Origin of the sequence: Streptomyces sp. MS06 (assembly GCF_047200655.1) — a bacterium.
Classification (GTDB): Bacteria; Actinomycetota; Actinomycetes; order Streptomycetales; family Streptomycetaceae; genus Streptomyces.
The window spans coordinates 12,671-38,077 of record NZ_JBJZOJ010000037.1 but is presented as its reverse complement, the minus strand read 5'-3'; the positions used below and the strand labels follow the sequence as shown (position 1 = coordinate 38,077).

Genomic DNA, 25,407 nt, shown 5'->3' with positions numbered 1-25,407 from the left:
ACGCCCGACGCCCGGTCGGGGGTCGGGGAAGTGGCCCGAGCATGACCGGGACCGATGTGCGGCAGGACGGCAATCGCGGATGCCCATGGGCTCAAGAAAGTGCGACGGTTATCCGGAAACCGTCGCACTTTCCGAACCAGCACTCCCGGCAGCGGCCGGATCACGCCGCAAGGAGTTCCTCGAACGGATTCACTCGGCCGCGGATTCGCCGGACGCGGGGTCGGTCCTCGGGGCAGGGGCACCCGCCCGGTGGGACGGGCGGGCATGGGGCCCCGGGGCCCGGGCGGGCGTGGCGTCCGCTGTCAACGTGACCGGTGTCAAACTCCGGTGGCGGCGGATCGCGCCGGGCCTGGGGTAGGAAGGACTTGTCCTGCCCTCCAGCCCTCCAGCCCTCCAGCCCTCGAGGAGTCGCCGCGTGTCCTCCCTGTTCCCGGCCCTGACGGACGATCCGGGCGAGCGGGTCGCCCTGCGGTTCGGTGCCCGGTCCCTGACGTATGCGCAGCTCGCGGCGGCGGCCGGGGCCGTCGGTGAGCGGGTGCGCGGGAAGGGGCGGGTCGCGGTGTGGGCCACGCCCTCGCGGGAGACGGCCGTCGCGGTGGTGGGCGTACTGCTCGCCGGGGCCGCCGCCGTGCCGCTCAACCCGAGGTCGGGCGGGAAGGAGCTGGAGCACATCCTGTCCGACAGCGCGCCCGGGCTCGTCCTGGCCGCGCCGGGCGAGGAGCTTCCCGCGCCGCTGCGGAGGCTGCCGCGGATCGACGTCGACCCCCGCGAGGAGGGGACCCGGCCCGACGACCGGCGGGTGGACCCCGCCGCTCCCGCCCTCGTCGTCTACACCTCCGGTACGACCGGCCCGCCCAAGGGCGCCGTGATCCCCCGCCGGGCGATCGCCGCGACCCTGGACGCGCTGGCCGACGCCTGGCAGTGGACGGGGTCGGACGTACTCGTGCACGGGTTGCCGCTGTTCCACGTGCACGGGCTGGTGCTGGGGGTGCTGGGGCCGCTGCGTCGCGGCGGCTCGGTGCGCCACCTGGGGCGGTTCACCGTGGAGGGTGCCGCCCGGGAGCTGGGCGGCGGCGCGACCATGCTGTTCGGCGTGCCGACGATGTACCACCGGATCGCGGAGGCGCTGCCCGGCGATCCCGGGCTCGCCGAGGCGCTCGCCGGGGCCCGTCTGCTGGTGTCCGGGTCGGCCGCGCTGCCCGTGCACGACCACGAGCGGATCGCCGCCGCGACCGGCCGGCGCGTCGTCGAGCGGTACGGGATGACGGAGACGCTGATGAACACCAGCGTCCGCGCCGACGGGGAGGCCCGCGCCGGGACGGTGGGGGTGCCGCTGCCGGGGGTGGAGCTGCGGCTCGTCGAGGAGGACGGCACGCCGCTCGCCTCCGTCGGGGCCGAGGCGGTCGGGGAGATCCAGGTGCGCGGGCCGAACCTGTTCACCGAGTACCTGAACCGGCCGGACGCCACCGCTGCCGCGTTCACCCCGGACGGCTGGTTCCGCACGGGCGACATGGCGGTGCGGGAGGCCGACGGGTACGTGCGCATCGTCGGGCGCAAGGCCACCGACCTGATCAAGAGCGGCGGTTACAAGATCGGGGCGGGCGAGATCGAGAACGCGCTCCTGGAGCATCCGGGGGTGCGCGAGGCGGCTGTCACCGGGGAACCGGACGCGGACCTCGGCGAGCGGATCGTGGCGTGGATCGTCGCCGCCGACCCGCAGTCGCCGCCCGATGCGGAGGTGCTGGCCGGGCACGTCGCCGGTCGTCTCGCCCCGCACAAGCGGCCGCGTGCCGTCCGCTACGTCGAGGCGCTGCCCCGCAACGACATGGGGAAGATCATGAAGCGGGCGCTGGGCCGTGGCTGAGCGGCTCACCGCGCGCCGGTTCCTCGCCCTCGTCGCGGACGACTTCACCGAACTCCCCCACCCGGCGGGGCGGTCCGCTCCGGACGGGCCGCTGGCCTGGGACGGCTACGACGCCGCCCGCGCCCGCGCGGCACGCCGCACCGGGGAGGACGAGTCGGTGGTGTGCGGCACGGGCAGCGTCGGCGGCACCCGCGCGGTCCTGGTCGCCTTCGAGTTCGGTTTCCTCGGCGGCTCCCTGGGCGAGCGCGCCGGCGACCGGCTGGAGGCGGCGTACGCCGAGGCCCGGGCGCGGCGGCTGCCGGTGGTGCCGCTGGTCGCCACCGGCGGCAGCCGGATGCAGGAGGGCATGGTGGCACTGACCCAACTGCAGCGGGTGGCACGGCAGTCGGAACTCACCCGGCAGGCCGGACTGCCGCAGATCGCGGTGGTGGGGGACCCGGCGACGGGCGGCGGCTGGGCGACGCTCGGCGCGGGCGCCGACGTGATCCTCGCGCTGCCGGGCGCCCAGGTCGCTTTCGCCGGCTCGCGGGTGCGGCCGCCGGACGCCGATCCGGCCGCCTACACCGCCGAGGCGCAGGTGGCGGCGGGCGCGGCGGACGCGGTCGTGCCGGCGGACCGGCTGCGGGAGGTGCTCGGGCTGTGGCTGCGGCTGCTCGGCCGGCCCTCCGCGGAGCCCGCACCGGTCCCGGCGGCCCTCGGTGCCGCGGACCTGCCGGCTTCCGGGTGGGAGGCGGTGCGGCGCGCCAGGTCGCCGCACCGGCCCCGGGCCGCCGCCTACCTGGACGCCTACTTCACCCGCCGGGTGGCGATCAGCGGCGACCGGTGCGGCGGCACCGACGCGGGCGTGCTGTGCGGTTTCGGCGAGCACGCGGGGCGGACGGTGGCGTACGCGGCGCAGGCCGGAACGGCGACCCGGCCTGCCGGGTACCGGACCGCGGCGCGGTTGGTGCGGATGGCGGGGCGGCTCGGTGTGCCGGTGCTGACGCTGGTGGACACGCCGGGCGCGGCGAACGACGCGGAGGCGGAGCGGCAGGGGGCGGGGGCGGCGATCGCGGACCTGTTCGGCGCGGTCGCGGCCGCGCGTGCGCCGATCACCACGCTGGTGATCGGCGAGGGCGGCTCGGGCGGCGCGCTGGCACTGGCGGCGCCCGGCCGCACCTGGGCGACCCCGGACAGCTACTTCTCGGTGATCGCCCCGGAGTCGGCCGCGGCGATCCTCAAGCGGCCGCCGGAACAGGTGCAGGCCACGGCGGATCAACTACGGCTGCGTCCACAGGACTTGATGGAGCTGGGAGTGATCCGAACAGACGATCACCTGTTCCCGCGAACAGGTGATCGTCGCTCATGAGCCCGCATCGGGGCGGTGCGGCGGTCGATACTCGCAGTGCGCGGGTGGCGGGCTGCAGACCGTGACCGGAGCGCATGTCCCAACTACTGTTCCACTGCGAGGAGTTGCACCCCCCATGAACGTTCTCACCGACGCCCTGGCCTGCCTGATCCACCTCGTCGGCTGGCTCGTCTGACGTCCGAGCAGACACCCGGCGGCGCCGTCTCCCCGTCCCAGGGAGGCGGCGCCGCCTTCGCGGTGCACGCCGGGGCCTACCGCACCCCGACCCCCCGGACGATCTCCTGGGTGACGGTGCCGCCCCGATCGTCCCGCGCGGTGGCGCGCAGGGACACGGACGCGGCTCCGCGCGGCACGGTGAGCGTGCCGCGCCAGGCTGCCCGGCCGTCGCCGGCGAGCGCGACCGGCCGCCAGGTCGCCCCCGCGTCGTACGACACCTGCAGCGTGCCGCCGCCGAGTCGGCCGGAACCGGCGGCACCGGCCACGTACCGCGCGCGCAGGCCGACCCGGACCCGGGAGCCGGCCCGGACGTCGCCCGCGAGGTCGGTGCGGACGTCGAAGGCCAGGTTGATCAGCGGCAGAGTCGTCCAGTGGTCGTCCGGGGTGGCCGCGGAACGCACGGTCCACTCGGCGTGGCCGCGTTCCGCGCGCGCCCAGCGGCCGGGGTCGAGCGCGGTGTCGGTGACCACCTCGTAGGTGTGCTCGTCGGCGGGCGCGTCCCACACGTACCCGGTGGATCCGGTGCTCCGGTCGACCTGTTCGCCGTCCAGGTAGACGGAGGTGGTCTGGGTCATTCCGCTGCTCTCGCTCCACGAGTCGCCGAAGCCGGTGTGGTCCGGCCCGGAGTCGCCCCAGCCGGGCGTGTTGAACCGGATCACGTTGCCGGAACGCTGCTGCCCCCAGCCCAGTCCGGTGCCCAGCCACGGGTGCCACACGGGCCGGAACCAGTTCAGCTCGGTGTGCGAGCCGCCGCGGTAGGAGACGAGTCCGCCGCGTTCCTCGAGCGCCCCGTCGGCCGCGGTGACCGACTCGTGCCACAGCTGGCCGGGGCCGGTGGAGACGTAGTCGGTGCGCTCGGCGGGGTAGGAGGTCCGCTCCGGGAAGCCCAGGCCCAGCGGGAAGGCGTCGGTGAGCGAGTAGCGGAACTCGGTGCCGCCGACGGGCTGCGCGGCGTGGAACCGCACGTGGAGCGAGGCGAGTTCGCGGTGGCGGGGCGCGTACGTCAGGTCGGTGTCGGGTATCGCGCCCCGGTGCCCCTGCGACAGGTCGTACACGTACGGCGTGTCGGGGGTGCCGGTCATGTCGACGCGGCCGGCGGCGCGCAGCCGTCCGGCGTCCGCCGCGTCGAGGGTGGCGATGGGGAAGGGCCGGTCGGAGCCGTCGGCCGCGCCCCACCAGGCGTTCAGCCGGCCGGGCGCGTCGTCGGTGACGAACAGCGCGGCGGCGCCCGCGTCCTGGGCGGCCCGGGCCAGTGCGACCGGATCGGTGCCGTCGGCGAGCCGGGCCAGTACCGCCTTGCCCGTGACACCGGTGACCGGGCCGTCGCCCACGTCGACCAGCGGCAGCCTGCGGCGCCCGTCGGGGAGGGTGCCGCCGGACTGGGCGAGGGCGTCGTGCACGCCCTTGACCTCCAGCAGCGGCTTGCCGAGCCGCCACACGGTCCGGTACTCGAAACCGCCCCGGGTGACCGGGCGGGTGGGCGCGGCGAAGACGCTGTCGTAGGCCGCCGGCACCTGGACCGCCTCGAACAGGTCGGCGCCGTTCGCCTTGCGGTCGTACTCCATGACCAGCTGCCGGGTCTCGGTGCGCCGGTGCACGTCGGCGCTGATCTCGCGCAGCTCGCGGCCGTCGAGGGTGACCTCCCGGTCGCGGTCCAGGACGACCTCGGGGGCGGCGAGGAAGCCCAGGCCGAGCGAGTCGGCGCCGTGGCTGCCGCGAACGTCGAGGAAGGTCGCCAGGCTGTACGTGCCCGGCTTCAGCCGCAGCGTCAGCGTGCCGGAGTCGCCGACGTCTGCGGGGACGGGGTAGGTGCCGTCGGCGAGCCGCTGCACGGTCAGGCCGGCGGCCGCGGGTGCGCCGTCGCGGTCCTTGACGTGGACGGTGAGGTCGTACCGTTCGTCCTCCTTGACCAGGCCGAAGGCGGTGTGCGCGACGGGTGCGCCGGTGGCGTCGACGGCGGTGATCCGGCCGCTGGTCTCGCCGACCGGCGCCCCGGACGCGTCGCCGGTGACGGTGGTGGAGGCGGTGCCGTGCGCGGGGACGGTGAGGGCGGTGTCGGCGAGAGTGGCGACGCCGTCGGGGGCGCCGGTCACGCCGAGTGCCAGGTGGGCGTCGGTGTCGCCGGTGTTGGTGTAGGTGAGGGTGCGGGTGACGGGCCGGTCGGTGCTGTACGGCCAGCGGTGGAAGCCGAGGTCGGCACTGCCGGTGGCGGTGATCCGCGCCCCGGCGGCCGCGGGCACGCTGACCCGGCCCGCACCCAGCAGGTAGGGGGACGCGTCGAGTTGCTTCGCGGTGGACATCAGCGCGTCCTTGAGCTGCGCGCCGGTCCAGTCGGGGTGCTCCTGGGCGAGCAGCGCGGCCACGCCCGCGACATGCGGAGTGGCCATCGAGGTGCCGCTCATCGAGGTGTAGTAGCCGCTCCCGGGGGTGAGCTGGGAGCGGGCCGCGAGGATGTCGACGCCGGGGGCGGCGAGGTCCGGCTTGAGCGCGTTGTCGCCGTGGCGGGGGCCCGCGCTGGTGAACCAGGCGGCCCGGTCGGCGGAGTCCACCGCGCCGACGGTGAGGGCCGCGTCGGCGGCGCCGGGCGAGCCGATGGAGGAGGGGGCGCCGGTGTTGCCGGCGGCGACGACGAACAGCGCGCCGGTCTCGGCGGAGAGGCTGTTCACGGCCTGCGCCATGGGGTCGGTGCCGTCGCTGGGCTCGGTCGAGCCCAGGCTCATGGAGATCACCCTGGCGTGGACGTCCCGGGCGGCCCATTCCATCCCGGCGATGATCTGCGACTCGCTTCCGGAGCCGCTGTCGTCGAGCACCTTGCCGACCGCCAGCGCGGCCCCGGGCGCCACGCCCTTCTCCCTCCCGCCGGAGGCCGCGCCGCTGCCGCCGACGGTGGAGGTGACGTGGGTGCCGTGCCCGTCGCGGTCGGCGACCTCCTGGCCGGCCACGAAGGACCGGCTGGCGGTGACCCGGCCGACCAGGTCGGGGTGGGTGAGGTCGGCGCCGGTGTCGAGGACGGCGACGGTGACGCCCTTGCCGGTGAGGCCGGCGTCCCAGGCCGCGGACGTGCCGATCTGGGCGTTGCTGGCCGCCATGTCGGCGTGCACGCGCCCGTCGAGCCACACCTTGCCGACGTCCTTCCGCCGGGTCACCGACCGCCAGAAGTCGCGTCCCTTCTCCGCGTTCAGGGCGGCCCCGCGCACACTGGGCAGCGTCCGCGTCCGCTCGGCGTCGGGCAGGGCGGTGGCCCGTACGCCCTCGTCGTAGGTGACGATCAGCGGCAGCGTGCCCGTCGCGCGGTCGGCCAGCCCCTCCCGTAACAGCTCGCTGACGTCGAACAGCCGCCGGTCGAGTCGCCCGGCCCGCAGCAGCGGCAGCGCCTCGTCCGGTACGACGGTGAGGTCGCCGTCGACCGTCCGGGTGCGCACCGCGCCGGTGGCCCCCTCGGGTCGCTCCACCGCGACGGTCCGCCTGCCGCCGCCCAGGTCGGTGACGGTCACCTCGTCGCCGGTGACGAGGGTGACGGTGCGGGTGGCGGACGGGGCGGCGGGCGCCCCGCCGCCCGCCCGGGCGGCTCCGGTCGCGGCCCGCGCGCCGGCGGCGGGCAGCAGGGCGAGCACGAGCCCGGCCGACAGAAGGGTCGCTCCGCGTCTGACTGGTCCTCTGGTCATCCACGCCTCTCTTCGTCGAGTGCTGCGAAGAGTGTCGGGGCCCTTGTGTTGCAGGGGAGTTGACTTGAGGCGGCGGAAACGTGCCTTGGCGGGTTCCCGCCGACCCCCGGCGCGGGGCGGCAGGCCGGACACGGGCGGCGCCACGAGGAGGACGACCCGAGGAGCGGGGTGCGGGTGGGGGGGCGGGCGCGAGTGGAGGCGGGCGGTGGTGTGAGCCGGTGGCGGGGCGGTGGTGCGGCGAGCCGGTGGCGGGCGGGGTGCCGTGCCGGCCGCCGCGCGCACCCATCCCGGAGCGCTCATGTGACTCCTATATCTGACATAAACGACGAAACACTCATTCAGCCGCACCCCGCCCGGCCCCCTCCAGGGGGCGGCCCCCTTCCGGCGCCCGCAGGATCGTAGGAGGCCCGCCATCCGGCGGCCCCCACGGTCTGTGCTCTTCTCGGGAGGCAACGCCAGCCATGACCGCCAGTCTGGAGCAGCTGCACCGCTGTCACTTCGCCGTCGACCTGGGCGCGGCGCGGACCCGGGTCTACGTCAAGGGGGCCGGGCTCGTCGTGGACCAGCCGTCCGCCGCCGCCGTGAACACCCGAACCGGCGCCCTGATCGCGGTCGGCGACTTCGCGGAGAAGATGACCGGGCGCACCCCGCACTACATCCGCGTGGTCCGCCCGGTGTCCGGCGGCACGGTCGTCGACATCGAGATGGCGCAGCGCATGCTGCGCCATCTGATCGGCGACCGGGTCCGGCGCCAACTGCGGCGCAAGCCGCGGCTGCGGGCCGCGGCCTGCACTCCGCACGACGCCGATCCACTGGCCCAGCGCGCCGCGATCGAGACCCTGGTCGGGCTCGGCGCGCGGCGGGTGGAACTGGTCGACACGCTGATCGCCGCGGCGGTCGGCTGCGGTCTGCCCGTGGAGCAGCCCGAGGCCACCATGATCATGGTGTGCGGGGCGGCCGCCACCCAGGTGGCGGTCCTCTCCCTGGGCTCGATCGTCACCGCTCAGCGCATCGCGGTCGGCGGGGAGGCCGTGGACCACGCGATCGTGCAGCTCCTGCGGCACGATCACGAACTGATTCTGCCGAGCCAGTCCGTGCGGCCGCTCCAGCTCGCCCTGTCCGGCAACGGGCTGACCCCGCAGGGGCCGTCGACCACCGAGATCCACGGCCGGGACGTCGCGACCGGGCTGGCCCGCTCGGTACGGGTCGACACCGCCACCGTCCGCGACGCCATCCAGACGCCGCTGACCGCCGTGCTCGACGGCATCGGCAAGGTGCTCCGGGACTGCCCGCCCGACCTGGTCGCCGACCTCGCGGACCGCGGTATCACGATGGTCGGCGGCAGTGCGCTGCTCCCCGGGTTCGACCACATGCTGCGGGAGGCCACCGGCATGCCGGTGCACATCGCCGACCGGCCCGACGTGTGCGCCGTACAGGGGCTGGGCGCCATGCTCGAGGGCCGGATCGAACCGCTCATCCTGAACCCGCTCGCCTCCTGACCCGACCTCCCGGCCCCCGGCCACCCCTCCCCGCCCGACCACCGGCCCGGCCCCGCCCGACCACCGGCCCGGCCCCGCCCGACCACCGGCCCGGCCCCACCGGGCCACCGGCCCGCCCGACCACCACCGCCACCACCGCCGACCCCGCGGTCCCAACCGCCGGGCGCGGCCGGCACCGCGCTGCCGCGGCTGCGACCGCTCGCCCGTCGGGCGGGGCGGTGGGACCGGCGCGGGCGCGGACCCCGACTGCGGCCGACCGACCGCTCCCGGCGCGGAAGCGGATACGGGCGGGGTACGTGCTCCGCAGAACCGCCTCGGGCGTCCCGGACGTCCGTCGCTATGCTGACCCTCCTTGGCCGATCGGCGGTACGTGACCCGGACCGGGCCGCAGGGGGGGCGGCGTCCAGGGGTCGATCACGTGCTCGGGGAGGAGTCCCGTATGGCCGGACTCGCGGGGTGGAACAGGCGGCTGACCCGGCCGTCGCGCAGGGAGAGCGGCCGCGGACCGGAGAGCCCGTGGCGGCGCTGCCGGCGCATCGCCGAGGAACTCCCACTGCCGAGCCCGTTCGACGCGGCGGTCTTCGTCGGGGAGCTGGCCCGCCGGCGCGGCCGGCCCATCGAACTGCTGCCGGTGGCGGGGCGGGTCGCCGTGCCCTGCGGGCTGCTGATCACCACGGCGGAAGCCGACTACATCGTGTACGACGCCGACACCACGGAGCTGCACCGGCAGCACATCCTGCTCCACGAGGCGGCCCATCTGCTATGCGGTCACCACGAGTCGGACGGCCCGTCCGCGGGCGCGGCCGCGCTGGTCCGCGAGGTGCCGCCGGCCCTGGTGCGACGGGTGCTGGGCCGCACCGTGTACTCGGACCCGCAGGAACAGGAGGCCGAACTGCTGGCCTCGTTCATCCTGCACCGGGCCGGGCGGGAGGACGCCCGCAGAAGGCGCCGAAGACGCGGCGACGCCCTGAGCGGACGGCAGGCACGTCTGGGCTGGCTGGTGGGTGCCCCGCACCAGGACGGTGCGGCGGACGGCGGCGCGGACACCGACGATGCATAGCCGGGCGGCGTTCGTACCGGCCCTGCTGGCCCTGTCGGTGGCCGGGTACGAGTGGCGGCTGACCCGGGGCAACCGTGCCGTGCCCGGCCTGCTGAACCTCCTCGTCTTCGGACTGTGCATGGGCGCCGCGATGGCGGTGCCCGCCCCGTCCGAACTGGCCCTCTCCCCCGGCGGGGCGGGCGTGCTGCCCGGTCTGGCCTACGTCCTGAGCCGGGGACTGCGCATCGCCGCCGTGTTCTCCCTGACCACCGCGGCGCTGTCGCTCGGACGGCGGCCGCGCGGGGCGGCGGAGCCCCGCGTCGCGGGCCCCGGGGGCCGGGTGGCGCTCGGCACCTTCCTGCTCTGCGCGGGCCTGTTCGCGCTGGCCGGCCCGCACTGTACGGGCGAGTTGCTCGTCGTGCGGGGATGGCGGGGGCGCGCGGCCCTCGCCTCGGGCGATGTCCTCTACACCGCCTACCTCCTGTGGTGCCTGACGGTGTTCATCCGGCTGATCGCCCACCACAGCAGCCGGATCGGCCCGGGGCCGGTCCGCACCGGGCTCCGGCTGATCGTGCTGAGTGCCGGCGTCGGGATGCTCTGGGCGCTGTGGAGCACGGAGGACACCGCCCGCGTTCTCCTGACGGGGCATCAGGATCTGGACGAGGACCTGGTCTCCGTGGTGCTCGGCAGCTGCTGCCTGGCTCTGGGCGCGCTCGGCGCCACCGCGACCGCCTGGTGGGCACCGGCGGCCGGACCCGCGGGCTGGCTGCGCACCCGGCGCACGCACCGTGCGCTGCGGCCGTTGTGGTCGGCCCTGTGCACGGCCGCTCCGCAGGTCCGCCTGTCCCCCTCGGTGGCGACCGGCGGGGACGGGATTGGGCCGCGGGCCGAGCGGGTCCCGTCGGGCGGGTCCCGGTTCGCCCTGTACCGCACGGTGATCGAGATACGCGACGGCTGCCTGGCGATGCGTCCCCACGTCCATCCGCAGGTGCCGTCCTGGGTGGCGGAGCACACCGACGACGCGGCGGTCCGCGACGCCGCGGTTCTGGCGGTGGCCCTCGACTCGGCCGCGGCAGGCGGGCGGGGCGGGCCGGGACCGCGGCCGAACGACGGGCGGGCGACGGAGGCCGAGGTGTCCCTCGGGGTGGGCGGATCGCTGGACGCGGAGGCCGCCTGGCTGGCCAGGGTGAGCCGGGCCTTCCTCACCTCGCCGGTGGTGGCCCGGTGCCGGGAGCGGGCGCGCGCCGAGCGCGAGGGGCGCGACACGGACGGCCGCCCCGGGACCGGCACGGACGGCTGACCCGGGACCGGCAGGACGGCTGACCCGGGGCCCGGGGCGGGCCTGGTCCGGGACGTTGCGGCCGGCCGACCTCCCTCGCCCCACCGGGGCGGTGCCGGGCCCACCGGCTGCCTCAGTGCGGCAGGGCCCCCTCCGTGCAGCGCAGCACGCCGTTCAGCGTGATCGGCTTCTTCCCGTTGGCACTCGGCAGTTGCACGGCGGAGAGCACGATCTGCTTTCCGTCGAGGCGCACCGGCAGCTTCCGCTCCGCGGTGGTGGCCCCCCAGTTGTCGAGGTCTCCCTTGGTTCCCTTGTCGATGGAGAGGAGTACGGAGCCGTCCTCGCCGGAGAGGGTGATCGTCAGGGTGTCCCGGTCCCCGTTCCGCTCCCGCTGGCCGACCGCGATGACGCCGTGCTCCCCGGCCGGCGTGCACAGGACCTGGCCGAGCTTCATCTTCTCCTGGAGTCCACCGGTGATGCTCAAGGTGTTGGCCGCGGTGCCCTGCGGGTCCGCGGTGCCGCCGGCGGCCACGTCCCCGGTGTCCGTTCGACCGGAGGTGCAGTCGAGGTGTCCGTCGAGCGTGAACTGCGCCTCCTCGCCCGAGGTGGCGTCGAGCATCTTCAGCTTCAGTCCGCCGAGGTCCAGGGAGGTGCCGCCACTGGTCCGGGCCGCCGTGGCGGCGTTGCCCGACTCCGACGCCCCGAACGCGGCCATCCAGTTCCGGCCCTGGTCCGTGGTGAAGGAGAGCTGGTCGTACTTCCCGTCCTTGACGACGACGGAGAGGGTGGCCTTCTTGTCGTCGGCGTCGGACGCCAGGACGGAGAAGTTGCCCTGCTGCCCGTAACTGGAGCAGTCGACACGGGTGTACGAGCCGGTGCCGGACCCCGACGGGCCGGTGTACGAGACCGTGCCGGCGGGGCCGCTCGACGACGGCCGGGCCGAGGCCTGATCCTGCTGCCCGCCGGCGGACGCGGCGCCCGAAGGGGTGTTGTGGGGGGCCGCGTCGGACGTGTCGTGGGATCCGCCGCAGCCCGCCAGCGCGAGCAGCAGGCACGCGGCGGCCGCTCCGGCGGCGGGGCCTCCGGACGAGCGGCCCGGGCCGCGGCGGCCGGGAGCAGTGGGCGAGGGCGGCAAGAACGAAACCATCGGGACGGTCCCCCCGTCGTTGACATCACGGCATCGACCCGACTTGGGACGGCGGCAACCGAATTCAGCCGAGTCGGCGTGTCCTCAGCCTGTGGCCGAAACCCCATCGTGTCAACTAGGGTAAATCTCGTTGCATTTCACATCCATACTGGCTGACTCGAGTCGGAGCAGGAAGACATGCCTGAGACGGACGGCGGCGCGGCGGCACTCGCCGAGAAGATCGAGACGCTGTTCCGCGTCGTCCGCCGCCCCGACCGCACGCCCTACAGCAACGAGGAAGTCGCCAGGGCGTGCCGCGAGGCGACCGGCGAGAGCTTTTCCGCGACCTATCTGTGGCAATTGCGCACCGGCCGCCGGGACAACCCGACCAAGCGGCATCTGGAGGCCCTCGCAGGGTTCTTCCAGGTGCCGCCGGCGTACTTCTTCGACGGCGAGGAGGCCGCCGCGGTCGGTCGGGAGCTGGAGGTCCTGGGCGCACTGCGGGACGCGGGGGTGCAGCGGGTGGCACTGCGGGCGGTGGGCCTGTCACCGGAGGGACTCGACACGGTCAGCGAGCTGATCGACGTCATCGCCCGCCGCGAGGCGGCCCGCCGCGGTGGGCCGGGCCAGGACGAACAGAACACCAGAGCGTGAACGAGGGGACGTGGGGGCCGGCGTGAGCACCGGAGAGATCTACTTCAGCAACAACTACAACGACAGATGCGAGCAGTACGGTTCGGGGGCGGGCTTCCAGTTCGACTTCTACTGCTCCCGGTGCCGTGACACCTGGCGCTCGCCGTTCGTGCCGTACAGCCGGGGCCGGATGGCGGGCTGGGTCGGCAAACTGTCCGGTTTCGCCTACGGGCTGCTCGGCCGCGGCAGCTACGGCGCCTCGCGGGCCGCGGACGGCCTGGCCGAGGCCGGCTGGGGACCGGCCCGGGACGACGCCTTCCGGCAGGCCATATCCGCCGCGCAGTCGCACTTCAACCGCTGCCCGCGGTGCACCGACTACGTCTGCGGCCGGTGCTGGAACGCCGGCCAGGGCATGTGCCTGCAGTGCCTGCCGGACACGGCGGCCGAGGCGGCGGCCGCGGCGCAGCGGGGCCTCAACGACGCGGTGTCCGACCGCTCCTACACCGCCGGACAGCAGAACGGCCAGCACTTCGACGTGAACACCGCACGGCAGCTGGTCTGCCCGCAGTGCTCCACGGAGACCCGCGGCGCCGCCTACTGTCCCGGCTGCGGCTTCCACCTGGCCCAGCCCGACCCCTGCTCCTCCTGCCGGACGCCCGTTCCCCAGGGCGCCGCCTTCTGCCCCTCCTGCGGCACCCGCAGGTAGCGCCGCAGACCGCGGGCGCGCGACCCGGCCGCGCCTCCCGGGTCGCGGGTGGCGGAAGAGGGCCGTGCCCGGAGGAGCAAGGAGGACCGGGCCGCCACCGGAGACGGAGACGGCCGCCGCCAGAGACGGAGACGGCCGCCGCCCGGAACGGAGACGGCCGCCGCCGGACGCTCTCGGCGTCCGGCGGCGGCCGGGCTCACCCCGTGGGGCCGGGCTGCCGGGTCAGCGCGACCCGGCAGCCGCCGTCACTCAGGCGGACGGCGTGGAACGGCGCTTGCGCAGGAAGAAGACCAGGCCGCCGCCGGCCACCACCAGGAGTGCCGCCACACCGGCGATCACCGGGGTGGCGCTGCTGCTACCGGTCTCGGCGAGGTCGCCGCCGGTGGTGGAACCCGTGGTCGAACCGGAGGTCGACGGGGTGCTCGCCGAGGGGGTGGGCGTCGGGGTGGCGGAGGGGCCGCCGCTGCCGCCCGAGGTCTTGCAGTCCAGGACGCCGTGGGTCTCCCAGGGGCCGTAGCCGCCCACACCCGCGATCTTGATGTCGTACGACTCGTCCTCGCCGACCTTGACCAGCACGGTCTCGGACTTGCCGGGCTGGACGGTGTGCTTCTCACCGTTCAGGGTGAAGGTGAAGTCCTGGTCGCCCTTGTTGGTGGCGGTGACCTGGACACCGCCCGCGGCGCAGTCCTTCTCGAAGGTCACGGCCGGGATCGGGCCCTTGACCTCCTTGGGCGCCCAGGCACCGGTGGCGGTGGCGGTCACCGGCACGTCGGTGCTGCTCGCCAGGATCAGGGTCTGGCTCTTGTGGTCGATGGGCGCGAAGACCCGGCCGACCTCGATGCGGGTGGTGGTCGAGGCGGTGAGGGTGCCCTGCCCCTTGTCCGCGTCGGACGGCACCTTGAAGAACAGCTTGTCGCCGTTCTTGGCGGTGGTGGCGGCCTTGCCGTCACCGTCGACGACGGTGACTCCGGCGGCCTTCGCCTTGTCGTCCAGGCTCAGCGAGACCTTGTCGGCACTGGTGTCGACGGTGACCGGGCCCACGGAGTCCCCGCTGTTGCCGGAGACGCTGTCCGGGTTGAGCTCCAGCGACGGGCGGGGCTCCTCGGTGGAGCCGTTCTTCTCGGCCTGCTCCTCCAGCCACTTGGTGACCTTGTCGGCGTCGTCGTCCTCCGGGTGCGCGTTGACCCCGTCGGAGAAGTGCCAGATGGCGGCCTGGGTGGCGGCGGCAGCGGTGTCCTCGTCGAGTTCGGCGCCGACCTTGGCACCGAGCGCGCCCGGCTGCACCACCGGGTAGGCGTGCTGGAGGATCCAGCGGATCTTCCCCAGCCGCTCCTTCTTGTCCGACAGCACCGAGTGGTCCCAGTCCGTCTCGCTGTACTTCGTACCGTTGGACGTCGGGTTGTGGATGTCGATGCAGTACGTCTCGAGGTTGCCGTCCTTGAGCTTCAGCCGGATGGTGCCCCCGGTGAGCTTCTCCTCGACACCGCCCGAACCGTCGACGATGTCGACGGCGTCGCCGTGGATGATCTCCCCCAGAACGGCGACGTTGTCCTGACCCCCGTCATCGGCCGCCGCGGTTCCGGCGAAGGCCAGACTTCCGGCACAGGCCAGGGACGACGCGAGCATGACAGCAGGGACGGACGGTATGGACCGGCCGCGAACACGGAACATAGATATGTGTCTCCTCCCGGCGGCCGCGCAGCAGGGCACACCGCCGACATGCCACGCCCCCAGAACGCGGCCCGAGTTGGTCGCCGCCCATCCTAGGGACACCGGAGTCCCGGCATACTACCGGGACGGAATGAGCTGACCGGTTCTGCATGGCACGGAAGGCTCAAAGGGACTGCTGCCGACGAAAGTTGCCGGTCATTCGGGTGGGACGGCGGAGGTGCCGCCACCAGGCCCGGCCGGGAATCGCCCGGGACCGGCTCCCCGGCCGCGCGGACGACTCCCACCCGTCATACCTTCGGAGCCCGCGAACTGTGCGCCTTCCGCCACCTGTTCGGCTTCCGCCACCTGTTCGGCTTCCGCTGGCTGCTCGGCTTCCGCTGGCTGCTCGGCTTCCGCTGGCTGCTCGGGCTCCGGGGCTCACGCCCCGGAGCCCGGCCGGGCCGGGACCGCGGCGTCCCCTCAGTAGTGGCGACCCGATCGGGTCGGCTTCGCCGTCGCCGTGCCGGCAGAGGCGGAAGCGGAATCGGAAGCGGACGGAGAGGCAGAGCCGGAGGCGGAGACGGGCGGGGAAGCGGCGCCGGAGGCGGAGGCGCTCGACGAGGCCGACGGTGAGGGAGCGTCACCCGTGGGGCGGGCGGAAGCGCCCGGCGGAACCGTCGCGGAGGCGCTGCCCGCGGGATCGGGGGACGGCCGCGTCCGGCCGAGCGGTGCCAGCACCGCATCGGTGACCAGGCCGTCGTCGTTCCTCGTCAGGGCGACCGGATCGGGAACGTGGAGGAGCCTGTCGCAACCGAGGTCGGTGAAGGTCCCGTTGGCGCGTGCGGCGAGGAACCCGAACAGGTTCGGCGCGGTCGCCGGGTCGGGTGAGGGCGCGTCCTCGAAGATCGCCTTGTCCTTGAAGACCCGCCTGATCCCGGCCGGGTCCCCGAAGAGGGTGCTGCAGTAGGCGGCACCGTCGCCGTCGTCGGCGGCGCCCAGCGCGGGCATGTCGACCCCCGCCCGGTAGGCGTCGGTCTTCCTCTTGCTGGCGTGGTCGTTGACGCGGGTCATCGGGTCGTTCTGCGGGATCAGCGCGATCGGGGCCTTCTGGTTGGCCGCGGCGGACAGTTCGTCCAGCGCCAGTGCGGAGGTGGCCCTGCCGTCGCTGGACTGGTTCGGCGCGGTGAACGGCTCGCAGCCCAGGGCCGGATCCATGAACTGGGTGAGCAGCAGGTTGTCACTGCCGTTGGCGAGGTCCCTGGGGGTGTTCGCCTTCGCCGACCTGACCCGGCCGTCGTGGCGGTGGTGGCGGTCGCCGCGGTTGTGGAGGTGCCCGGTCCGGCCGATCGCTCTGCGGCTCGCGGCGTTGTCGTGGGCGATCCGGCCCCGGCCGTCGGCGAGGTAGCGGGTGACCACGTTGTCGCTGCCGTCCTGGTCGACCACGGAGAAGTCCCTGGTCGTCGGGCAGGGCAGGCCGTCCTTGGCGGTTCCGAGCGCGGGGATCTCGAGCTGCTTGTCGGCTATCCGGTCATCGGCCGCCTTGAAGAAGGCCGGCGCGTTGCAGTAGGCGAACTGGCCGAACAGGGAGCCTCGTACGCCGTTGACGCACTTGCCCTGCGCCAGGCTGTTCGAGCGGCCCTTCGATCGCAGGGTGAGAGTTGCGCTGTTGAAACCGAACCAGATACCGACCGTCGAGCCCTTCGGCACCGAGGGCCGGACAGGGCGCGCGGCCGGCCGCGTCCCCCGGTCGACCACCAGCGGGTCGTAGACGGACAGCTTGCCGTCCTTGGTGAGGATGACCGCTTCCACGAACGCCGCCTGGTCCGGATTGGCCTCGTGGCACGGACCGTTCCTCCGGTCCGTCGCGACGAGCTCGTACGGCGTGGCCAGCCCTCGGGCGGTGAGGGGATGGTCGGGGACCAGCAGTGTGCACTCCGCGTTCGGCGTGCGGGCCTGCGTCGGCCGGGCGGTGTACCTTCCGGCCGCCCGCCGATGGTGTGAGTGGCGGCTGCCCGCCGCGAACACCGATCCGGCGACCACCGCGAGGATCACCGGGCCGCCGACCAACGCGACCGACAGCTTCGACCTCCGCCAGCGCCGGGCGTGGTCCCGCCGCGACGCACGTGAGGATCGTGTCAAGTTCTTCCGGGGCACTGACCTGCTCCTTGCCTCGTCCACTGTTTTCCCCCCCGTGGCGGCGGGCCCGAGGCGGCACCGGACAACCGGCGCACGCCGCGGTACCCGCCGACGCAGTGGGGTGACGGGACCGGTCACCCCGCCGGCACGGCGGATCAGTTCTCCGCACGCGCCGGAACGCATGTCACGCGACGGTAACAGCGGGACGTTCGACCGGATGCGGCGATTCGCCAAATAGATCGAACGTCAACAGCTCGTGGACGGCAGTCCGAGGTGACGGCGCAGGGCAAACAGGACCGGGGCAGCGGAAAAGGGAACGGCAGGACCAGAACACCGGGAACAGGACGCCGGGAACAGTGCGCCGGGAACAGGACGCCGGGCGAGCCCGAAGCGGCCGCCCGGTGCCGGGCGGCCGCTTCGGGCGGTTCACCGGGTTCTCGGCCGGTGGGCCGCGAGGTGTTTGCGGGCCTCGGCGTAGGCGTCCGCGTCGATCTCACCGCTGGCGAAACGGCGGTCCAGGATCTCCTCCGGGGTCTCCCGGTTCTCCGTGGGCCCGCCGCGGCCGGCGTCCGGGCGACCGTGGGACGAGTTCTGCACCAGACGGACCAGACCCCAGACGGCGAGGCCGATCAACACGATCCACAGCAGGGGCATGAAGGCCATCCAGGCCCAGCCGCCACCGTCCCAGTACATCATTGCGGTCACCGCCTCACGAGGCTCTCTCCTTCCACTGTCCGCCCGGCCCGGGACCGGTACCAGGGCCGTTCGGTCCAGCCACCCGGCCGACCCGGCCCGCCCGTACCGCCCGCACCGTCCGCACCGGGCGGGCCGGGCAGGCCGGGGCGGGCGGGCCGGGGCGGGCGGGCCGGGGCGGGTCGGCCGGAGAGGGAGAGCGCCGACCGGCCGCCGCAGGGGCGGCGCGGGGGCGGCGCGGGGGCGGCGCGGGGGCCTGCCGGCGGCGGTCCGGGCCTCGCGCCCGCCCGTACCGGTCGACAGCGGGGCAGGCCGGGCACCGCGCGCGGGAGCGGGGACGTCCCTTGGGCGGCGCTCGGGCCCGTCAGGGGCCGGACGGTGTGAGGACGGTGCGCTCGAACGGCCCGCCGTGCGCGGCCGCGTGCCCGACGGCGTCCGTGACGGCGTCGAGGGGGAAGGTGCGGACCCGCTCGGGATCGAGCGCGAGCGCCCCTGCGGCGACGAGGCGGATCATGCCGAGGTTCGCCGAGCGCGGGTACATCCACTGTCCCCGCACGGTGACCGAGTTGCGCATGATCCACGGGTAGGGAAGGGCGAGGTCCGCACCGCCGAGCATGCCGACACCGCCCATCAGGACGACCCGGCCGTACTCGCGGACGGTCATCGCCGCGGCCCGCACCGCCGAGGCGGGTGCGGCGGGCGGGAGCAGATCGATCACCATGTCGATCGGGCCGTCGGCGGCCGCCGACATGGCCGCGCGGTCGGCCTCCTCCTCCCCGCTCAGCTCGACCGGGCGCACGCGCGGCCCGAAGCGGTCGGTGAGGAGACCGAGCGCCGCGCGGTTGCGGCCCGGCGCGATCACCCGGCCCGCCCCCATGGCCAGGGCCACGGCGACCGCCGCGCTGCCGAGGTTGCCGGTGGCACCGCTGACCAGCAGCGTCTCGCCCGCCTCGAGCCCACCCGCCAGCAGCCCGCCGTACGGGATGGTGTACACGCCGAGCGAGGCCCAGCGGGCCGGATCGGCCTCCGCTTCGGCCGGCAGCGGGAAGACGTTCTCCGTGGGCACCCGCATGCGTTCGGCGAACGCCCCGTCGTGCAGGTGGCGGGCGAGCCGTGCGCCGCCCTCGCCTCGGGAGCTCCAGCCCTGCAGCGTGATGTCGGGGGTCAGCGCGTCGTCCCGGGAGCGCACCGTCGAGTCGCACCACACCGGATCTCCGACGCGCAGCCGGGTGGCGTCCGGGCCGACCCGGACGACCCGCCCCACTCCGCCGGGCCCGGGGACGACCGGTGGTTCGAGCGGGTACTTGCGCCGACCGCTGAACACCTCTCCGGCGTACGGCGGGACGCAGGTCGCCAGGACCTCGACCACCACCTCTCCGCCGTCCGGCTCCGGGTCGGGCACCTCCCGCACGGTGAGCGGGGCACCGAACGCGGTCAGGACTGCTGCTCTCATCTGTCTGCCTCCCTGGTTCTTCCCCACCGAGGCTAGGAGCGGCAGAGGCATGCGCCAAGCGACGATCCCGCATCTCTGGTATGCGTAATACGCATGGACTTCTCCAGTACCGCTCTCCGGGTCCTGCGCCAGGTCGCCGAGTCGGGGAGCTTCACCGCGGCGGCCGCCCGGCTCGGCTACACCCAGTCGGCGATCTCCCGGCAGGCGGCTGCCCTCGAACGCGGCGCCGGCTCAGCCCTGTTCGAGCGCCGCCCGGACGGGGTTCGGCTCACCCCCGCGGGTCTGACGCTGCTGCGGCACGCCCGGGCCATCCTCGACTCCGTCGAGGCGGCCGAGCAGGAGCTCACCGGCTCCGCCTCGCGGGCCGACCCGGTGCGCCTGGGACTGTTCCCCAGCGCCGGGGCGGTGCTGCTGCCCGCCGTGCTCGCCCGCCTCGCGGCAGTCGGCCCCCGCATCGCGGTCACCTCGCGGGAGGGCACCACTCCCCGCCTGCTGCGGGCGCTGCGGGCGGGCTCGATCGACCTCGCCGTACTCACGTCCCGCCCGCCGCACCGGCCGTCGGACGGCGAGTCCCCCCGGCTGCACGTCGAGACGGTCGAGGAGACGGAGCTGCTCGTGGGGGCGCCGGCCGTCGGCATGTTCACCGGCCGCACCACCGTGCACGTGGACGAACTGGTCGACGCTCCCTGGATCGGCGCGCCGCCGTCGCGGTCCGAGCCCCTGCTCGGTGTGTGGCCCGGGCTGCCCGGGCGGCCGCGCGTCGTCCACACCACGAGCGACTGGCTGACCAAACTGCAGCTCGTCGCCGCCGGTTTCGGCGTGACCACCGTCCCGGCCCGCATGTCGGCGGTACTGCCGCACGCCGTGAGTCTGCTGCGCGTGGAGGGGGCGCCCCCCGAGATCCGCCGGATCCTCCTGGCGCGCCTTCCCGGCCGACCGGCCCCGACTGTCGCCGCCGTCGCCGGGGCCATCGTCTCGTCCGCCTGATCGTCGGCCGCCCCGGCCACGTACCGGCCGGGCCCGCGTTGTGTCACAGCCCCGTCACCGCACCTTTGGGGCTGCCGCCCGCGGCGCATGATGTTCCCGTAGCGACATCGATCCAGGGGGAATCATGCGTATCCGCACGACCATCGCCGTGGCCACGGCCGCGCTCGCCGTGACGCTCGTCGGCTGCAGCAGCGACAGCGACGACGGCAAGAGCGACGCACCCGGCGCCACCAGGAGCACCGGCGGCAGCGCAGCCGAGCAGGCCGCCGGCATTCCGGCCGCGCCCACCGGCGCCGAGCGTGACGCCGTCCTCGCCGCCATCCGCGACGTCAACGCCAAGCTCACCGTCGACGAGGACAAGGCCGTCGACGCGGCACGCAAGCAGTGCTCCGCCCTCGACGGGGGTGCCGCGAACCCGGACCACGCAGCTGCACAGCGGTTCTCGTACGGCGGCGTCACGCTCACCGACGACGACGGGGGCCACCTCAACATCGGCCTCCGGAAGACCCTCTGCCCCGCGGCCTGACCGCGTCGGACCCGCGCGGCCCGGGTACCGCGCCCGGGTGAGCCCGGACACCGCCCGGCGGGTGCGACGCACTTCGGAGGCCGTCGCGCCCGCCGTCGCACCGTTCCGGGGACGAGGGGCGGCCCGCCTCCGTCCGGTGCCCCCTGGGCCGGGCCCCGACCAGTGGCCGGGGAGACCCGCCGCGTGGGCTCACCCGGGGAGCACACCGCGGCCTTCGCGGACTTCGAACACCAACTGGGTCTCCGTCTGCCGGACCATCGTGTGGGTGGTCACGTGTTCCAGGATGAGGTCTCGCAGCTCCTGCGGTCCTGCCACCGCAACGTGCAGGAGGAAGTCGTCGGTGCCGCCGACGTGGAGGACCGTCAAGGCGCCCGGCAGGTCGACCAGTTTGTCGTACAGGTTGCGGACGTGCTCGCGGCTGTGACTCCCCAGCCGGACCCTGACGATGGCCTGGATGGGGCGGCCGAGTGCGCCGGGATCGAGCCGCGCGCCGATGCTCGTGACGACACCGGACTCTCGCAGGGCGCGCACCCGGTACGCGCACGTCGACTCGGCGACGCCGGCCCGGGCCGCGAGCGCCGCATTGGTCATCCGGCCGTCTTCCACGAGCGCGGCGAGAATGGCCAGATCGGTACCGTCGAGCGCTCCCGCGGTGGGTTGTGTTTTCTTCGACTGCCGGTCCGCCACACGCCCTCCCTTTGAGGAATCTGCACCAATATTGGCAAGCACGCACAATTACCACAGCATATCTTGCACTTCTTCGTGGATCCTCCCACAGTCTGCGCATGACTTCGTCGCGCCTGCAACCTGACTCCATCGCCGTGCACGCCGGCCGTGAGGACCTGGCGGAACTCGGCGTTCACGTTCCTCCCATCGACCTGTCGTCGACGAACCCGCTGCCGGACATCGAGGCCGGCGGCCTGTCCTACGAGGCCATGGCGTCCGGCGGGACGCCGACCGCGGAGGGCGGGGCCGTCTACGCGCGGCTGTGGAACCCGACGGTCGCGCGATTCGAGTCGGCACTTGCCCGGACGGAGAACGCCGAGGCGGCTGTCGCGTTCTCCTCGGGCATGGCGGCGATGACCGCGGCGGTCCTGGCGACCGTGCAGGGGACCCGCCGCCATGTCCTGGCCGTCCGCCCCCTCTACGGCGGAACCGACCACCTGCTGGCTTCGGGTCTGCTCGGAACCGAGGTGACGTACTGCACCGCCGCGGACGTGGCCTCCGCCGTCCGGCCCGACACGGCGATGGTCGTGGTGGAGACGCCCGCCAACCCGACTCTCGACCTGGTCGACATCCGTGCCGTGGTCGAGGCCGCTCCCGGCGTGCCCGTGCTCGTGGACAACACCTTCGCGACCCCGGTCCTGCAGAACCCCACCGACCTCGGTGCCGCGATGGCCCTGCACAGCGCGACCAAGTACCTCGGCGGGCACGGCGACGTCGTCGCCGGCGTCATCGCCTGCGGCCAGGAGCAGGCAGCCGCACTGCGCCGGGTGCGAGCCGTCACCGGCGGCCTGCTCCACCCGCTGGGCGCCTACCTCCTGCACCGGGGACTCGCCACCCTGCCGATCCGGGTACGCGCGCAGCAGGCGAACGCCCGGAGCATCGCCGAGTGGCTGACCACTCACCCGAGCGTCACCCGCGTCCACTACCCGGGGAACGCGGGGGACCCGCACAGCCTGCTCGGCAGCCAGATGAGGGGAACCGGAGCGATGATCTCCATCGAGCTCCGCGGCGGCTTCGAGCAGGCCGCGTGCGTCACCTCGGCGGTCGGCCTGTTCACCCACGCGGTGTCCCTGGGCGGTGTCGACTCGCTGATCCAGCACCCGGCCGCGCTGACGCACCGGCCCGTCGCCGCCGAGGCCCGGCCCTCCGCCGGCCTGGTCCGGCTCTCCATAGGACTCGAGGACTCCGAGGACCTGATGGCCGATCTCGATCAGGCCCTTGCCGCACCCCGCCCGGCTCCCGTGCCCGCGGGCGCGTCCCGCGCCTAGTACTGCAACCGCGTACTAGACCACCGCTACCGAAGAGGAGGCCGCTCTCCATGCGCAACGACACGAGAGCCTCGTCCGAGGCGACCTCGGCCCGGTCCGCCCTCCCGGCCCCGGGTGCGGGCCGGCCCGACACCACCACTCTGCACGCGATCTCGCGCCGCGTGCTGTGGCTCGCCACCGCCATCGTCGACGCAGCCAACCGGGGCCGGCCCGACGACACCGGCATGAAGATCGGCGGGCACCAGGCGTCGTCGGCTTCGATGGTCGACATCATGACGGCGCTGTGGTTCCACGAACTGGCCGCCACCGACCGGGTGTCGGTCAAGCCGCACGCGTCACCCGTGCTGCACGCGATCAACTACCTGCTCGGCGACCTGGACGTCTCGTACCTGGACACCCTGCGCTCCTTCGGCGGCCTGCAGAGCTACCCCAGCCGGACCAAGGACCCCGACACCGTCGACTACTCCACCGGCTCGGTGGGCATCGGCGCCACCGCCCCCCTCTGGGGCGCGATCTCGCGCCGTTACGTCGACGGCCGGTTCGGCGGGGCCGGCACCGGTCGCCAGTACGCGCTGCTCGGCGACGCCGAACTCGACGAGGGCGCGATCTGGGAGGCGCTGCGCGACCCGATGGTCCCCGGTCTCGGCGAGGTGGTGTGGATCGTCGACGTCAACCGCCAGTCCCTGGACCGGGTGGTCGCCGGCAACGCCACCGACCGCCTCGCGGGCATGTTCGACGCGGCCGGCTGGCAGGTCGTCACCCTCAAGTACGGGCGCCTGCTGCGGGAGCTGTTCGCGCGGCCGGGCGGCGATGCCCTGCGGACACGCCTGGACGCCATGAGCAACCCCGAGTACCAGCGCCTGCTGCGCTGCGCCCCCGGGCAGCTGCGCGAGCGCCTGCCCGGCACCGGCCCGGCCCGCGAACCGGTCTCCCGGCTCATCGCCGACCTGGACGACGAGGAGTTGCACACCGCGCTGCGCGACCTGGGCGGTCACGACCTCGGTGCCCTGCTGGACGCGTACGCGTCGATCGACGACACCCGTCCGACCGCGATCCTCGCCTACACGGTCAAGGGACACGGGCTGCCGACCGAGGGGCACCCGCAGAACCACTCCTCGCTGCTGACCGCCGACCAGATGCGGGATCTGGCTGCCTGCTCGGGCACCGACCCGGGCAGGCCCTGGGAACTCTTCCCGGAAGGCAGCGCGGAGGCCGCCCTGTGCGCTGCGGCCGCCGAACGCCTGCGGCGGGGAGAGCACGAAGCGCGGCGGCCACCCGCCGTCCCGGAGGACTTCGGACGGACCCCGACCGGTACCGGCACCACCCAGCAGGCGCTCGGCCGTACGCTGCTCGACCTCAACCGCCGGGCGCCGGAGACCGCGGACCGCGTCGTGACCGTCAGCCCCGACGTCAGTTCCACGACCAACCTGGGCGGCTGGATCAACAAGGCCGGCGTGTGGTCGCCCACCGAGGGCACCGACTGGTTCGCCGACGACGCCGAGACCATCCTGCACTGGCGCGAACGTCCCACCGGCCGCCACCTGGAGCTGGGCATCGCCGAGACCAACCTCGTCGGTCTGCTCGGTGAGCTCGGTGCCACCTGGAGCCGCTGGGGACAGCCTCTGCTGCCCATCGGCGTCCTGTACGACCCGTTCGTCAACCGCGCTCTGGAACCCTGGTCCTTCGGCATCTACGCCGGCGGGCAGTCGATCCTGGTCGGCACCCCTTCCGGCGTCACCCTGGCCCCCGAAGGCGGGGCCCACCAGTCGATCACCACCCCCTCCCTCGGCATCGAGCAGCCCGGCTGCCTCTCCTATGAGCCCGCCTTCGTCCTGGACACCGAATGGTGCCTGCTCGCCGCCCTGGGGCAACTCGGCCGACCGGCCGGCAGCTCGGCCTACCTGCGGCTGTCCACCCGCCCGGTCGACCAGACCCTGGCCGCCGTCCCGGACGACCCGGCCGCCCGCGAACGCCGCCGCCGGCAGGTGGTCGCCGGCGCGTACACGCTCCGACGGCACCAGGCGCCACCGGAGGTGACCCTGGCCGCCGTGGGCGCAATGGTCCCGGAGGCCCTGGGCGCCGCCGACCGGCTGGCCGGACTCGGCATCGGCGCGGACGTCGTCTGCGTCACCAGCCCGGACCTGCTCTTCCGGGCGTTGCAGGCCCGCCGTGGCCTGGGGCAGGGCCCGCACGGCATCCTCGACCGGGTCTTCCCGGCGGAGCGGGCCGCCCCCCTGGTCACCGTGCTCGACGGCCACCCCCACACCCTGGCGTTCCTCGCCACGGTCAACAACGTGCCGGTCACCACGCTCGGCGTCACCCGCTTCGGGCAGGCCGGCGCGCTCAAGGACGTCTACCGGCACCACGGCATCGGCACCGACGACATCGTCGCCGCCGCCCTCGACCTCGTCGACTGACGCCGTACGGCGAAGGAACGCCCGAATCATGACGATCCGAGGGAGCGCCACCGCCGCCCGGCGAGTCGGTGGCCGGGGCGGCGTGCCCCTCGCCGCCGTCACCGCTGCGGTGGAGGCGCCGCTCCGTGCCGTCACGCCGGCTCCCGTGCCGTCACGCCGGCGCCGCTGCCAGCCCG

The 25,407-nt window shown here is 74.3% G+C and carries 18 protein-coding genes; 11 read left to right on the top strand and 7 right to left on the bottom strand.

The features are described from left to right. The first annotated feature begins 415 nt into the window (after positions 1 to 415). Both ACL02U_RS20485 and ACL02U_RS20480 read left to right on the top strand, forming a co-directional pair. The gene (locus ACL02U_RS20485; protein ID WP_412792313.1) at positions 416 to 1,864 is read left to right on the top strand and encodes an acyl-CoA synthetase; all 1,449 of its coding nucleotides are present in this window, start codon (positions 416 to 418) and stop codon (positions 1,862 to 1,864) included. Then, positions 1,857 to 3,212 (top strand): carboxyl transferase domain-containing protein, encoded by a 1,356-nt coding sequence (locus ACL02U_RS20480; RefSeq protein WP_412792312.1) that lies wholly within the window; start codon positions 1,857 to 1,859, stop codon positions 3,210 to 3,212. Before ACL02U_RS20485 ends, ACL02U_RS20480 begins: the two co-directional genes overlap by 8 nt. 251 nt (positions 3,213 to 3,463) lie before the next feature. Here ACL02U_RS20480 and ACL02U_RS20475 read toward each other — a convergent pair whose 3' ends face one another. Next, positions 3,464 to 7,093 (bottom strand): S8 family serine peptidase, encoded by a 3,630-nt coding sequence (locus ACL02U_RS20475; protein ID WP_412792311.1) that lies wholly within the window; start codon positions 7,091 to 7,093, stop codon positions 3,464 to 3,466. 461 nt (positions 7,094 to 7,554) lie between these two features. Between ACL02U_RS20475 and ACL02U_RS20470 the strand changes: the two genes are divergently transcribed. The 3 genes from ACL02U_RS20470 (at position 7,555) to ACL02U_RS20460 (ending at position 10,931) form a co-directional block, all read left to right on the top strand. Next, complete coding sequence (locus ACL02U_RS20470) at positions 7,555 to 8,592, top strand: rod shape-determining protein (protein WP_412792310.1); 1,038 nt, start codon at positions 7,555 to 7,557, stop codon at positions 8,590 to 8,592. Positions 8,593 to 9,031: 439 nt separating this feature from the next. Next, positions 9,032 to 9,652, top strand: a complete 621-nt coding sequence (locus ACL02U_RS20465; protein WP_412792309.1) for a ParH-like protein — start codon at positions 9,032 to 9,034, stop codon at positions 9,650 to 9,652. Beyond that, a complete protein-coding gene (locus tag ACL02U_RS20460; RefSeq protein ID WP_412792308.1) occupies positions 9,645 to 10,931 on the top strand; it encodes an MAB_1171c family putative transporter in 1,287 nt (428 codons plus the stop codon). The genes ACL02U_RS20465 and ACL02U_RS20460 overlap by 8 nt, the downstream gene beginning before the upstream one ends. Positions 10,932 to 11,043: 112 nt before the next feature. Here ACL02U_RS20460 and ACL02U_RS20455 read toward each other — a convergent pair whose 3' ends face one another. Next, positions 11,044 to 12,057: a hypothetical protein gene (locus ACL02U_RS20455; RefSeq protein ID WP_412792307.1), complete on the bottom strand. Its 1,014-nt coding sequence runs from the start codon at positions 12,055 to 12,057 to the stop codon at positions 11,044 to 11,046. 177 nt (positions 12,058 to 12,234) lie between these two features. On the opposite strand from ACL02U_RS20455, the gene ACL02U_RS20450 reads away from it, so the two are divergent. Both ACL02U_RS20450 and ACL02U_RS20445 read left to right on the top strand, forming a co-directional pair. Next, the gene (locus ACL02U_RS20450; protein WP_412792306.1) at positions 12,235 to 12,690 is read left to right on the top strand and encodes an XRE family transcriptional regulator; all 456 of its coding nucleotides are present in this window, start codon (positions 12,235 to 12,237) and stop codon (positions 12,688 to 12,690) included. A gap of 22 nt (positions 12,691 to 12,712) precedes the next feature. Then, positions 12,713 to 13,375 carry a double zinc ribbon domain-containing protein gene (locus ACL02U_RS20445; RefSeq protein WP_412792305.1) on the top strand — a complete coding sequence of 221 codons (663 nt, stop codon included), beginning with the start codon at positions 12,713 to 12,715 and terminating at the stop codon, positions 13,373 to 13,375. A gap of 249 nt (positions 13,376 to 13,624) precedes the next feature. On the opposite strand, the gene ACL02U_RS20440 is transcribed toward ACL02U_RS20445, so the two are convergent. From ACL02U_RS20440 to ACL02U_RS20425, 4 genes are all read right to left on the bottom strand, one after another. Further along, positions 13,625 to 15,001, bottom strand: coding sequence for a Cys-Gln thioester bond-forming surface protein (locus ACL02U_RS20440; protein WP_412792304.1), 1,377 nt, complete (start codon positions 14,999 to 15,001; stop codon positions 13,625 to 13,627). A gap of 504 nt (positions 15,002 to 15,505) precedes the next feature. Next, complete coding sequence (locus ACL02U_RS20435; RefSeq protein WP_412792303.1) at positions 15,506 to 17,179, bottom strand: hypothetical protein; 1,674 nt, start codon at positions 17,177 to 17,179, stop codon at positions 15,506 to 15,508. 408 nt (positions 17,180 to 17,587) lie between these two features. Beyond that, positions 17,588 to 17,866 carry an SHOCT domain-containing protein gene (locus ACL02U_RS20430; RefSeq protein ID WP_412792302.1) on the bottom strand — a complete coding sequence of 93 codons (279 nt, stop codon included), beginning with the start codon at positions 17,864 to 17,866 and terminating at the stop codon, positions 17,588 to 17,590. Positions 17,867 to 18,218: 352 nt separating this feature from the next. Continuing rightward, the gene (locus ACL02U_RS20425) at positions 18,219 to 19,307 is read right to left on the bottom strand and encodes an alcohol dehydrogenase catalytic domain-containing protein (RefSeq protein WP_412792301.1); all 1,089 of its coding nucleotides are present in this window, start codon (positions 19,305 to 19,307) and stop codon (positions 18,219 to 18,221) included. A gap of 93 nt (positions 19,308 to 19,400) precedes the next feature. Here ACL02U_RS20425 and ACL02U_RS20420 point away from each other — a divergent pair, with 93 nt between their 5' ends. Further along, positions 19,401 to 20,294 (top strand): LysR family transcriptional regulator, encoded by an 894-nt coding sequence (locus ACL02U_RS20420; protein WP_412792300.1) that lies wholly within the window; start codon positions 19,401 to 19,403, stop codon positions 20,292 to 20,294. A 124-nt stretch (positions 20,295 to 20,418) separates the two neighbouring features. Further along, positions 20,419 to 20,820: a hypothetical protein gene (locus ACL02U_RS20415; RefSeq protein ID WP_412792299.1), complete on the top strand. Its 402-nt coding sequence runs from the start codon at positions 20,419 to 20,421 to the stop codon at positions 20,818 to 20,820. A gap of 189 nt (positions 20,821 to 21,009) precedes the next feature. Here the strand turns inward: ACL02U_RS20415 and ACL02U_RS20410 are convergent, their stop codons facing one another. Further along, a complete protein-coding gene (locus ACL02U_RS20410) occupies positions 21,010 to 21,315 on the bottom strand; it encodes an Lrp/AsnC family transcriptional regulator (RefSeq protein WP_412792345.1) in 306 nt (101 codons plus the stop codon). Between the two features lie 290 nt (positions 21,316 to 21,605). Here ACL02U_RS20410 and ACL02U_RS20405 point away from each other — a divergent pair, with 290 nt between their 5' ends. Continuing rightward, positions 21,606 to 22,814 carry a trans-sulfuration enzyme family protein gene (locus ACL02U_RS20405; protein WP_412792298.1) on the top strand — a complete coding sequence of 403 codons (1,209 nt, stop codon included), beginning with the start codon at positions 21,606 to 21,608 and terminating at the stop codon, positions 22,812 to 22,814. Positions 22,815 to 22,864: 50 nt separating this feature from the next. Next, positions 22,865 to 25,231: a transketolase-like TK C-terminal-containing protein gene (locus ACL02U_RS20400; protein WP_412792297.1), complete on the top strand. Its 2,367-nt coding sequence runs from the start codon at positions 22,865 to 22,867 to the stop codon at positions 25,229 to 25,231. The last annotated feature ends 176 nt before the right edge of the window (positions 25,232 to 25,407 follow it).